Annotated in this window: 12 protein-coding genes; 5 read left to right on the top strand and 7 right to left on the bottom strand. The window is 36.7% G+C overall.

Annotated features, from left to right (window positions below; all coding sequences use genetic code 11):
- Nucleotides 1-73: 73 nt before the first annotated feature.
- A complete protein-coding gene (locus H1R81_RS03440; RefSeq protein ID WP_181839271.1) occupies nt 74-1237 on the top strand; it encodes a hypothetical protein in 1164 nt (387 codons plus the stop codon).
- A 73-nt stretch (nt 1238-1310) separates the two neighbouring features.
- Here H1R81_RS03440 and ggt read toward each other — a convergent pair whose 3' ends face one another.
- Nucleotides 1311-3068, bottom strand: coding sequence for a gamma-glutamyltransferase (gene ggt, locus H1R81_RS03435; RefSeq protein ID WP_181839270.1), 1758 nt, complete (start codon nt 3066-3068; stop codon nt 1311-1313).
- Nucleotides 3069-3182: 114 nt separating this feature from the next.
- Nucleotides 3183-3587, bottom strand: a complete 405-nt coding sequence (locus H1R81_RS03430) for a response regulator (RefSeq protein WP_181839269.1) — start codon at nt 3585-3587, stop codon at nt 3183-3185.
- A 456-nt stretch (nt 3588-4043) separates the two neighbouring features.
- On the opposite strand from H1R81_RS03430, the gene H1R81_RS03425 reads away from it, so the two are divergent.
- Nucleotides 4044-4283: a hypothetical protein gene (locus H1R81_RS03425; protein WP_181839268.1), complete on the top strand. Its 240-nt coding sequence runs from the start codon at nt 4044-4046 to the stop codon at nt 4281-4283.
- 137 nt (nt 4284-4420) lie between these two features.
- Here H1R81_RS03425 and H1R81_RS03420 read toward each other — a convergent pair whose 3' ends face one another.
- The 5 genes from H1R81_RS03420 to H1R81_RS03400 form a co-directional block, all read right to left on the bottom strand.
- Nucleotides 4421-6373: an ATP-binding protein gene (locus tag H1R81_RS03420; protein WP_181839267.1), complete on the bottom strand. Its 1953-nt coding sequence runs from the start codon at nt 6371-6373 to the stop codon at nt 4421-4423.
- A 167-nt stretch (nt 6374-6540) separates the two neighbouring features.
- A complete protein-coding gene (locus H1R81_RS03415) occupies nt 6541-6900 on the bottom strand; it encodes a VOC family protein (protein WP_181839266.1) in 360 nt (119 codons plus the stop codon).
- Between the two features lie 4 nt (nt 6901-6904).
- Nucleotides 6905-7522 (bottom strand): hypothetical protein, encoded by a 618-nt coding sequence (locus H1R81_RS03410; protein WP_181839265.1) that lies wholly within the window; start codon nt 7520-7522, stop codon nt 6905-6907.
- A 543-nt stretch (nt 7523-8065) separates the two neighbouring features.
- Complete coding sequence (locus H1R81_RS03405) at nt 8066-9670, bottom strand: sulfatase (RefSeq protein ID WP_181839264.1); 1605 nt, start codon at nt 9668-9670, stop codon at nt 8066-8068.
- Nucleotides 9627-9851, bottom strand: coding sequence for a hypothetical protein (locus H1R81_RS03400; protein ID WP_181839263.1), 225 nt, complete (start codon nt 9849-9851; stop codon nt 9627-9629). Before H1R81_RS03400 ends, H1R81_RS03405 begins: the two co-directional genes overlap by 44 nt.
- 98 nt (nt 9852-9949) lie before the next feature.
- Between H1R81_RS03400 and H1R81_RS03395 the strand changes: the two genes are divergently transcribed.
- The 3 genes from H1R81_RS03395 to H1R81_RS03385 all read left to right on the top strand — a co-directional run bounded on the left by H1R81_RS03395 (nt 9950) and on the right by H1R81_RS03385 (nt 12048).
- Nucleotides 9950-10330 (top strand): hypothetical protein, encoded by a 381-nt coding sequence (locus tag H1R81_RS03395; protein WP_181839262.1) that lies wholly within the window; start codon nt 9950-9952, stop codon nt 10328-10330.
- A gap of 504 nt (nt 10331-10834) precedes the next feature.
- A complete protein-coding gene (locus tag H1R81_RS03390; RefSeq protein WP_181839261.1) occupies nt 10835-11080 on the top strand; it encodes a hypothetical protein in 246 nt (81 codons plus the stop codon).
- Nucleotides 11081-11316: 236 nt separating this feature from the next.
- A complete protein-coding gene (locus H1R81_RS03385) occupies nt 11317-12048 on the top strand; it encodes a DoxX family protein (protein WP_181839260.1) in 732 nt (243 codons plus the stop codon).
- Nucleotides 12049-12204 lie beyond the last annotated feature (156 nt).

The following is a 12204-nucleotide window of genomic DNA, read 5'->3' as shown; positions in this document are numbered from 1 at the left end:
AACAAACTTGATATTGCTTTGGACACCTGAAATAATCTTTACTTTTATTTATTTGCTGTAAAAAAAAGCAAATATGAAAAAGTTAATCTTAATTCTATTATCGGTAAGCAATATGGTTTTTGGTCAAAAGAATAAAACCAAAACACAAAGCACATCCCCTGTTCCCATCGACTACACAGTAAGTCTCAGTCCTGAAAAATGGGAGTTCAAAGAGGGTAAAGTAGAGTTTTTTGACAAAAATGGCATAAAAGCCATGCGCATCAGACAGGGAAATCAGGGAGCTGTAATGCTCAAAGACGTTGTATTTAAAGACGGCACTATTGAATTTGATTTTGAACCAGCTTCACCTATGACATTAGGCTCTTCCCCAACCGTTTATTTCAGAGGAAATCCACAAAAAAATGATACTGAGATTTTTTACATAAGAGCCCGGCCTAATAAACCGACAGCTAATGACGGTATTCAATATGCTTCTATTCTTGGTGGGGTAAATATGTGGGATATGTATCCCGAATACCAGGCTCCTGCGCTTTTTGAAGCAGATAAAACTAATCATCTGAAAATGATTATCTCAGGGCAACAAATGCGTGTGTACGTAAATGATATGAACCGCCCGGCTTTGCAGATCCCTAAACTTGAAGGCAATACAACAGAAGGAATTTTAGCTCTTGACGGAGGCATGGTTGTATCAAATATGCAGATAAAACCAGATGTAGTAGAGAGCCTGCCAGATTCTCCTTCTCCGGATTTAACAGACCATGATGCACAATATATCAGAAACTGGCTGTTAACAAAACCAGCCGATTTACCCGTCGGGACAGAAGTGACTATAGCAACCCTTCCCAAGCCTGAAACCTTTACTGAGTTTATTGAGGCTGAAAGCAAAGGAATGATTAACCTGACCAGAAAATTAGGTGGAAATACTCCCAGAAGAGTAGTCTGGTTGAAAACGAAACTTAAAGCTGCTGAAAATCAGAAGAACGTAATGCAGTTAGGTTTTAGTGACGATGTATGGGTATTTTTAAATAACCAGATGATATATTTAGACAAAAACACCTACTTACAACCACCTATGCGAAAGTATCCTGAAGGGCGCATTTCCATCCAGAATGCCAAAGTAAACCTTACTTTGAAACAAGGCGAAAACGAATTACTGATTGCCGTTGCCAACGACTTTTATGGTTGGGGTATCATTGCAAGGCTTGAGAATATGGAAGGGGTTGAATTTCTAAAGTAAGCAAGTATCTTATAGTTAAGTAAAATGACGGCCAGGCAGCTATAAACCGCTTTGCCGTCATTTCTGATTTTAATCAATACCCTATACTGGTATTATCCCCTCTCGGGTCTGACCCTCCCTCCAGTTTTCCGTCAGGACGCAATAGAATACAATCCATACGGCCTAACGAACCTGACATGGGTGCAAGCATGTATCCCTTTGCTTTCAGATTATTAATAGTGGCTTCACTAAAAGCATTTTTCTCATAAGTTGTATTATCAGGCAACCACTGATGATGGAATTTCAGCGCATTAACCGACTGTTGCATGGTCATACCAAACTCTAATACATTCAGAATAGTCTGGAAAACAGAAGTGATAATAGTTGAGCCTCCAGGTGTACCTACTACCATCAATAATTTACCATCTTTCTCTACAATCGTAGGTGTCATTGATGAGAGCATACGCTTACCAGGCACAATCTCATTAGCCTTGTTGCCAATCAGCCCAAACATATTAGGTACACCCGGTTTGATACTGAAATCGTCCATTTCGTTGTTCATCAGAAACCCCCCGCCCTGCACTACAACTTTGCTGCCAAATCCACCATTCAATGTAGTTGTAATAGATACAGCATTGCCTTCATTGTCAACCACTGAATAATGTGTAGTTTCATCGCTCTCATAACCTGGCACAACACCACCACTGATGGCTTTACTGTCAGTAGCTTTTTCAAATGAGAAATCGCTCATACGCTGCTTAAGATAGGTTTTACTTGTCAGTTCCTTCACTGGTACTTTTACAAAATCAGGGTCTCCTAACCATTTGGCACGGTCAGCATATACGCGGCGTTCAGCTTCAATCATTACCTGTACAGTTGAATCCGAATTCCAACCCCAACGTTTCAATGGATAAGGCTCTACAAATTTCATCAACTGCATCAATGCTACTCCCCCACTTGACGTAGGTGGCATTGTAATAATCTTAAAGTCCTTATATTGATCAACAATGGCCTCCCGCCAGACAGAATGATAGTTTCTGAGGTCTTGATGTGTAATAATGCCTTTACCACGTTCCATTTCTTTCACTAATAAATCGGCACATTCACCTTCATAAAAGCCCGCTCGTTTTTTCGTTTGAATCAAACCTAATATTCTACCCAGGTCTCTTTGCACAAGTGTATCACCTTTTTTCCATTCCTGTTTATCTGCCCGAACATAATAGGGCGAATCAGGTGCATTTACTTTTACAACATCTGATTTTACACGATTTAATCCTACTGCTTCTCTTTCAGTCAGTTTGATTCCATCCTGTGCTAACCCAATAGCCGGGGCTACAACTTTATCCCACGAAAGCTTGCCGAATTTCTCATGCATGGTTACCATTCCATCAACAGACCCTGGTACTCCACTTGCTAAATGCCCGAGAATACTCAAACCCGCAATCGGACTCCCACTTTCATCTAAGTACATATCTCTATGTGCTTTCATCGGTGCTTTTTCACGAAAATCAAGCGTATAGGTGCCTCCTTTTTTATCACGATATACCAAAAAACCACCTCCACCTAAATTACCCGCCCAGGGATAAACCACTGCCAGAGCAAAATGAGTGGCAACGGCTGCATCAATCGCATTTCCACCAGCCTTGAGTATGTCAACCCCAACCTGTGAAGCAATCGGGTGAGCAGAGGCAACCATACCATTATCAGCTAATACACCTTTTTTATCATAGAAAGTCTGAATACCCGGCACATCTACCGCATACTCGCTTAAACCTTTGATTTGTTGATTTTGATTTGGTTTGTTTTTGCAGGAAGCAATGAGAAATAGTAGAAAGAACAGATTTTTTTTCATTAAATTGTTTTTTAGGGTAATGAGTGTAATGCCAAAAACAAATTTAAGTTTTTAGTAGAAAATGTAAAGAGCTGAATGTTTTTTTTTGTGATTTTTAAGTACCGGATATATTTATTACTTCAGACTTTTCTGGCAAGCCAAAAGAATACTTTTTACATTTAATGCGTATTCATCAAAGTTATAGGGTTTTGTTTTGAATATATTCGCTCCTTTATTGATAGAATCGTCTTCTAAATGTTTGTTACTTGCAGTGGTAAGAATGGCGCAAAATGTATCTTTATGTTTTTTATCTGCCCGTATTTCTACCAGACTCTCAATACCGTTTTTCAGGTGCATATTCACATCTAAAACAATCATATCGAATTTATCCGAAGTTTGTAGAAAATCCATTAATTCCAATCCGTTTTTAACAGTTGTCAGCAAAGTCGGAATTTGTGTAAGTTGAACAGCTTCCTGAAAAAAGTCTCTGTCATCTTCATCATCGTCAGCTAAGATAATTTTTAATGGTTTTGGCATCATTAATAAAAATTATGGGCAGTTTAAAGTATTACTATGGTATTCAAGTCAATACTCAAATATACTAACATAAAATTAAATTCTACCAATTTAAAAACAGTTTGATAACCATTGTATCATAGTATCTGACAAAAGGCTCAGGAATAAAAGACTACAATAAGTTAGTACGGTAATTTATCTTAAGATTCTTCAAGAAAATGAAATGAAGCTACTTTTAAATCTAATCCCTACCGTACATTGACGACAAATTATTCGAAGAAAAACTTTGAAAAACAGACTAATTTAATGTATATTTCCGTTAGCAATAAAATAGCCTGAAAAATTATGTTCCCCGGTTTTGCAGACAAGGTGTTTTCTTATAACAACTGGCTGTAAGCTTAGTGGCTGTAAGCATTCTTACGGCTTAATCATGGTACGATAAAGCATTTCTTCCATTAACAATTTCCTGACTACATACTGATGGCAACTGTTTTTAACCTCAAAAGCAAGGTATCAGAGGCACTCCAATTGAGCAAACTCATGGCTCAGAACACCTTTGGTAATGATTTTTTTGTCATGATAAAAATCAAGGTTGATGGCGAACCAACCATGAACTCTCTTAAAAAATTCAAAGATTTTTTAGAAAAGGAAAGACTCCGGTATGTTTCCTCATTTTCTTCTAAAATGGGAATCATGAATATTTCAATTTATAGCTATTAACAAAGAAGAAATATCTGTAAAACAGAAAAGTGCTATATCTGGCTTCAGCTATAGCACTTTTTATATTAGTATTCGTTAAATTAAAAAAATAGTCTTTTATCCTTCAATATATCTATATAGTGTTGCTCTTATTGCCTCTACGGCTTAGCCGATTTTCTCAATGAAAAATAAAAAGTACTTCCTTTCTTCTCTTCACTTTCAAGCCAGATTTTTCCGCCATTAGATTGAATAAACTCTTTAATCAATAATAATCCTAAACCTGTGCCTTTCTCTCCCTTTGTACCATAGGATACATCGATATTCGTTCTCAGAAACTGTTGCTGTTGTTCCTGGCTGATACCCGCACCTGTATCTTTTACAGAAAAAACAACCATTTCCTTGTCAGTACTTTCTTGCGAGTGAATAACAATCGTACTATTCGGATAACTAAACTTGATAGCATTAGAAAGTAAGTTTCTGATAATAAAATCAAAATGTGAGGCATCAGCAAATACACTAAGTTCAGCAGGTACATCGCTGGTAATAGTAATTGACTTATTCTTTGCCTGATTAAGTAATACACCTATGTTTTTATTAATAAAGATTTGGGGCTGAAAGTCCGTCATACTTACTGCAACACCTTGCAATTGTATCTTGCCCCAATTGAGTAATGATGTTAATACCTCAAAAGAGGCCTCGCTTTGCTGTTTCAGTATTCCTATAATCTCTCTTTGCTCCTCCAGGTTAATACCGTCCATTTCTAAAATAGATAGCAATTGTGGCATATTACCAATAGGGCCTCTTAAATCATGCCCGATAATTGAAAACAATCGGTCTTTTACCTGATTCGATTCAGCTAATCTGATATTCATAGCTTTTATTTTATTGGCATTAGACCATATTAAAAATGTCGCTAACAGTACGATCAGCAATATAAGTATGGCAATAGTAATTTCAAACTTTCGCTCCTGATTGACCATATCAAGTTTCTCAGTTGACTCAATAAGTGCATTTTTGGCTTGCAAACCTGCTAATTCCTGCGATTTATTGATAATAAAAAGGCTATCCAACAATGCATGCTGTTGCTCTAAAGTAAACAGAGCGTCATCATAACGTTCCTGTTGCCGATAAATTTCTGCCATTGCCCTATACACTTCTGCTGCAAGTTTAGGGTGAGCTATATCTTTGGCAATTGACAGGGCATTTTTAAGGTGTTCAAGACTTTTATCAGTGCTTGATTCTTTCACAATATCAGCAATCTTTATTAATACTTTTGCCTGTTCTTCGGGCAATGAGTACTTCTGTGCCTTAGCCAATGCATCTTTATGATAAATCAGGGCGCTATCATCATTTCCTGATTGTCTGTGCGCTTCTGCTGCCTGTGTCAGAAAAGTAATATGCTTGTGAGCCGTCGTTGGATTGTCGGTTTGTTTAATACCCTTTTTGAAATGAGTAATAGCATGTGCATGATTCCCGCTTTTTAAATGCACCTTACCAATATGATGCAGTATCGCCAGATTGGTTTTCGATAAAGGCAGCGTTTTATTCAGTTCTTCTGCTCTTTTGTAGTAGACAAGTGCCTGAGAAGTATTATCATTCAATTCTTCAATACAACCTAATTTCAGATAGCTCTGCACCATATCTACTGTATCTCTCGCTTGTTTACTTAGTTGTATAGCCTTATTCAGATACTCGGCAGCTTTGGTTACATTTCCGTTTTTCCCTTCAATCACGCCTAATTCTTCATAAGTAAGAATTGTATTTTTTCTATCTCTGAGTGAATTAAAAATCTCTAATGCCGTTATGAGATGTTGGTGGGCTGTAGATAAATTATCATGCGCTATATTGATTAACCCCAATTGATAAAGTATTTGACCTTGTGCCTTTTTATCAGACAGTTGGGTTGCCAGTTTCAGCCCTCGTATTGCATAAAAAGTGGCCGAATCGGCTTGCTTTTGCTGATAGTAACGACTTATAGAAAGATAAAGTTGTATTTTATCTTTATCAGATTCTGTTGTTCTTAATTTATGTTGTAATTCAAGTATATTGGTCTGGGCAAAAACAGTTGAAGTAACTGCTAACAGCAAAATAAATAGTATCTTTCTATCCATCAGGTCCAAATAAATTTCAGTTCACGCAAATAGTAGCAAAAAATGTACCTGACTTTGCTTTCTTTCCTGGAATATTTAAACCATAAAGGATTTTAACATGGCTTTAATATCGGTTTTATTTTAATCGATTGTTATATCAGAAAATTACCACAATCTTTTCAGATTAGTTAAACCTCCTGACCGAACTGCAAGAGATAGCCATTATTATCATATATGGCAAATTCCCGCATTCCATAATCAAAAGTTTCAATTTCGTAGCATATCCTTGCTTTGTCTTTGAGTTGCTCCCACCACTCATCTACATGATCGGTATTAAAATAAAAACTACCAGTAAAGATGGGTTTGTCAAATGGCTCATGTTCATTCGGGAAAGCCAGCATAATTTCAATACCATCTTTACTCAGAGATGCCCATGCCCATTCTTCATCATAATTATCAAGATTAAAACCTAATATTTCTTTATAAAAGTCGATAGTTTCAGGTATTTGGGCCGTCCGTAAAATCGGTCTTAATGCTTTCAGATTCATAATTTTATTTTTTTGTTTTAACACGAAAATCTTCTCTGGTCGTAAAGTACTCCAAACTTATTACCCAACTGATAACAAGCAGGAAATTGAGTTTTTGAGCAATGGGCAGAATTTCAAGTCCTGTGCTGGTATAATAAACAAAGGCATTGAAATATAGCGTAATCAGGCAGAGTGCAGCAAGTATTTTCAGATACAAACGGTGCGACATAAAAACAAAAACTACCAGGTAAAATGTGGCAATCATAGCAAATGTAGCCGAAATAGTCACCATAATATCATGATACGGCGTAATAACCCAGAAGGCAAAAAACATAGAGGACATACCTGCATAGCGGATAATCATAGCACCACTTCGATGCTGTATTCTGACCGAAATTCTATAAAAAAAGATACCCAAACCCAGACAAAGAAAAAACATACCAAGAAACGCCCATATCATACCTGGGTTGTCAGCCCCATTTATTCCTTTAGTATCAAACAGGTTACACAGATAATTATTAGCCAGATCATACCCTACAGATTGTGAATTGGCTTGTGAACCTCCCGGATATAAAAAAGCGGCTATTGCTAAAAAAATTAATGATAAAGCCAGACAAATGGCAGTCAGGTGTTTCTGAAACATCAGAGTGAGTTTTATCTATAAAATTCGTGAAAGTTTTATGAGATTTTCAAACCTAAGATCATAAATTTATTCCATTTGCTAAAAGTCCGGTGCCTGAATCGAACCAACTTCATTTATTTTGCACATAAACACATATCCATTGAGCATACAGGCCATACCTTTACAGCGGGTTCGAATCGAACGGACAACTCACGTTTTGGATTAGTATGCATTACCGTAGGCTACAAGATTTATATACGGCCTTAAGATTAACTTATGAAGCAAGTGACATCAAAAAGCCGCTTGGGTTGAACACCAGGCGGCTTGATAAATCCTTAGAATGGATATTACTATCTTGCTCGATACAAACTCTGCCTGTACCAGCACCGTATAGTATGGTACAATATTTGATTTTCGTGCCAAAAAAGTTTTTTTAATACAAACAAGACTATCCTTCAAATAGAAGCTCCTCTTTAAATCTCCTGATAGCCCGGACTTGAATTTTCCTTCATCTTATTTTTTAATATTTATATAACAGCCTTTGGCCAACTGACTACCCCCAATTTACCGCTCATTTCCTAACTCTACTATGGCACTGGGTTTATAACCAATCCGTTCGGCAATTACCTGTATTTTTTCGCCTTTATTCAGCCTGAAAGATTTAGTATAAGGTAGCCAGGTGGCACTGCCTTCCATCTTATAGGCCAGTAATGCTCCCTCAGTCTCGGAGTACAATCTCGCCTGATTATTTTTAAGTACAAGCGTCGGTGGGGCTGTTACAGGAGGCTCCCGTTTGCCCTGCCACCAATCATTAAGCAATTGTTTCTCAGGAATCGCTCCTAAATCTTTATATCTTATCTCCCAATCCTTTAGTTCCTCCCTTAACTCATTTAGTTTTGCTTTATACGCCGGGTCGTCAGCCAGATTCACAAACTCATCAGGGTCTGTTTGAGTATCAAAAAGTTCCTCTTCAGGCTTTGATTCTCTGAACCAGTAAAGTTCATGGCCTTTTAATTGTCCGGCTTCTTTCAGCCTTAATGTCTCAGCCATACCCTTTTGCTGCAATCGATAGGTGATATTCTGATAGTAGGGCTTTTCAGGATTATAGTTTTTCATATATTGAAACCGTCCGTCACTCACTGTTCTTACCCTGTCATATTCTGTATCCATTCTGTCACGTGCACCATAGATATACTTTCTGGGTTGTCTTGCTTTATATTTGCCTAAAAACGCCTGCCCTTGCATAAATGTAGGAATAGGTATCTGCGCTAATGAAAATAAAGTAGGGGCAAAATCAACAAAACTTATCAACTGATTATCAGTTTCACCAGCATTATCTTTTTTTGGGAACTTGATAATCATAGGCACTTTCAACCCTCTATGATATACCTCACGCTTAACAAACGGAAGCCCGTCTCCATGATCAGGAAAAAAGAATATATAGGTATCTTCATAGAGTCCGTCTTCTTTTAGTTGAGCAATGATCTCTCCTACCTGTTTATCCATTACCTCTACATTGCTCATAAACCGTGCGAAATCTTTTCTTACAACAGGATTATCAGGTAAATACGGTGGAATTTCTACCAGCTCAGGACTTACTGTCAGAGGTTCTTTATCCCGCATCCATACCTGAGACTCATGCGTAACTACCAGATTGAATATCGCAAAAAAAGGCTGATTTTTATCTTTTCTATTACGCCAATGGGCTTTATTACTATTTTCGTCCCACATAGCTGCAGTTCTGGCGAACTGATAGTCCTCCTTTACATTATTGGTGGTATAATAACCGTTTTCCCTGAGAACCAGCGGATACGGTTTTACTCCCGTCGGTAACACTGCCGAATATGACGGAAGCCCCGTAATCCGTTGTTGTTCTTTGTCTAATTGAGTACGCATATTATGTCCTCCGGCTGATGTCTGATACATTCCGGTAGCAATCGCACATCTGCTTGGAGCGCATACTCCGGCCGTAGAATATACTTGCGTATATTTTGTACCTTCGCTTGCAAGTTGGTTAAGGTTAGGTGTATTCACTACCTTATCACCAAAATCCCCGATATGATAGGACATATCCTCACACGTAATCCAGATAATATTAGGCTTTTTGTACTGGGCAAAACTAATTTTAGCTATCAGCACTATAAGAAATTGAACCGCTACTTTTTTCATGATATTTTGGTTGAATCACCAACAATTCATTGTTTGGCTCTTGCAAATTGCCAAATTTATCTGAATAATAATAGTAAAATTTTGTTGTCAAAATAAATACAGGTCCGTCAATACTTAAAGCGCATTGTGGATTCTTTGCTACGCCCATCCAGCCTCCTGTGTAATCTTTACCATATATCATTTTAAATAAATATGAACTTTAACTGGCACACAATTTTCAGAAATTTTAGAAACAGTTTAACTCAAACAGTTTCTAAATACAATTAAACCATTACAACTATGCAAAATATAGAAAATACTCCAGTAAGGGAGGATGAAAACTCAACGACTCAACAACAAGGTAACCGAAATAGCAGCCAGCAAGGTCAACAAAATAGCCCCCAACCGCAACAAGGTTACAGTAATTCAACACAACAAGGAGGAAATCAGAATGCTGGTCAACAGGCCGACCAAAGCAGCACTTACAGAGGGCAGGAAGGACAGGAATACGATGTAGACACAAGTGATGCTGTGAATCGGCAGGCTGATTATTCGGGTAATAGCCAAAGAGATATTGAAGACTCAACGCTTGATGCAGATAAAGACATGGAGTCTCAACACGATTCGGACCAGAATATAAATCCTGGTGATAAAGCACCAAATAAAGATTTTAACAGATAAAGAATTTAGTTATATTTCTGTATTCAAGTGTGTGGTGAAACCCGAAATATGGGTTTCACCATTTTTATATCTTCAGGTATATATATATTTATCATTTACTTAAATCATATACTTCTATTATTGGCTCTTAAATATTCCTCCTTACCCAAAACAACAAATCTACTTAAACCAAACTTTTTTTGGGCAGCAAACTTAACTCAAACAATTTTTAAATTCTTGTGCCGAATTGTAACCTTTTTTTACATTTCAAGTAATCTGACTTATAATACTATGATATTATGTTGCACTACAGTAAAAGACACATGAAACACTAAAATCACACAACTTTTTATCGGTTTACATGTATATTATTAGTCGTAAACTTCCTCCCGAAAAGGCAAAAAAAAGAATGACAATTAAACCTTTATTCCATAAAACTGTCTAACCAATTTAGAAAAATTTAATCTTAAATCATCGAAACATTTTGTATCTTTGTCTCACTAACCTATTATTTGGTAGATTCTTATGAAAATAGCTATACAAAGAAATGACTTAAGGCATACAGTTGAAGAAGCACTACATAAAAGTAACATCCACTCTGAAGAAATTATAGATAATCAGGAAATCAGCAGCTTATCTATCTTGATCAATGAAACCGTTTTACCTACCCAACTGAATATGTTTATCAGGCTGATTCAGGAACAGGATTTAAAGTGTAATACAAATACTTTTCCTGATATGAGCGTGACATATATCTCGGTTTTCAGGTAATTATTTCAACCTCAAAACTGTAAAAGTAAATATCCATTTGTAGGATTATCTTCGTTCCTGCCTATTCTAAAGAACGCTCCAAAATTCTCATGAATCACTACTTTAGCATGATTTCAGAATCATGACCCATTGCGTATTTACCAGAACCATTCTTGAAAATTTATTTGCAAGTTCAGATAATACATATTTACTTTGAAACAAAAAGTACTTTTAGTATTATCTTTATTAGTCAACCAATGAGCTTTTATTCTAAACTCGACACCCTTCACGCCAATCTCCGAAAAAACCGCTGGCTACAATATTTTTCTATCTTTTGCCGATTTGCCCTGGCTGCGGGGTTTATTCCTTCGGGCCTTGTCAAAATTTTCGATGAGCGTTTCACCAATCTGTCGGTAAACCATCCGATGGGACATTATCTGGAAGCTCTTTACTATACCGAATACTACTACACTTTCATTGGCATTTTGCAGGTAACGGCTGCCATTTTGCTCCTGATACCTCGCACAGCTACACTTGGGGCACTCATTTATTTTCCGATCATTATTAATATCACTATCCTGTCACTGGCAGTTCGGTTTGTTGGTTCACATATAAGTGCTCCCTTAATGGTATTAGCCAATTTGTTTTTAATTCTCTGGGACTACCACAAAATCAAATATATCCTGCCGTTTAATGAACCACCCGAACATAAAATTCTGAGAGAGAAGAATGAACGTATTAAAAAGTTTCCTCTGAAATTTGCAATTGGCTCCTTAGCTACACTGATAGTGCTTATATTTATACTTAAAAATATGTATAATATTGAGCCATATAATACCCTGATGGACTGTGAAAGACAGGCGAAAAAAAGCAAAAACCCTAAAGCAGTCGATGATTTTTGTAATTGCATACATACTGAAGGAAAACCACTCAACAAATGCCTGAAAATTTATGAAAAGACTTTAGAAAATAGCACCCGAAAACTTTGAAATTTCAGAATGCAAAATTTGAAAATCCAAACTCTTAATCTATTCTTTTAGGGTTCTCATTCTTTATTAAAAAAATAATACTTTTTTAATAAAAAATTTGGTAAAATTTATTATCTTTTTTTAAGACAATAAATCTTTTCTTTCTACATTTGCTCC

It is taken from the genome of Emticicia sp. BO119, from assembly GCF_013912375.1.
In the GTDB taxonomy this organism is placed as follows: Bacteria; Bacteroidota; Bacteroidia; order Cytophagales; family Spirosomataceae; genus Emticicia.
The sequence above is the reverse complement of the archived record's forward strand: the minus strand, read 5'-3'. Positions and strand labels throughout refer to the sequence as shown.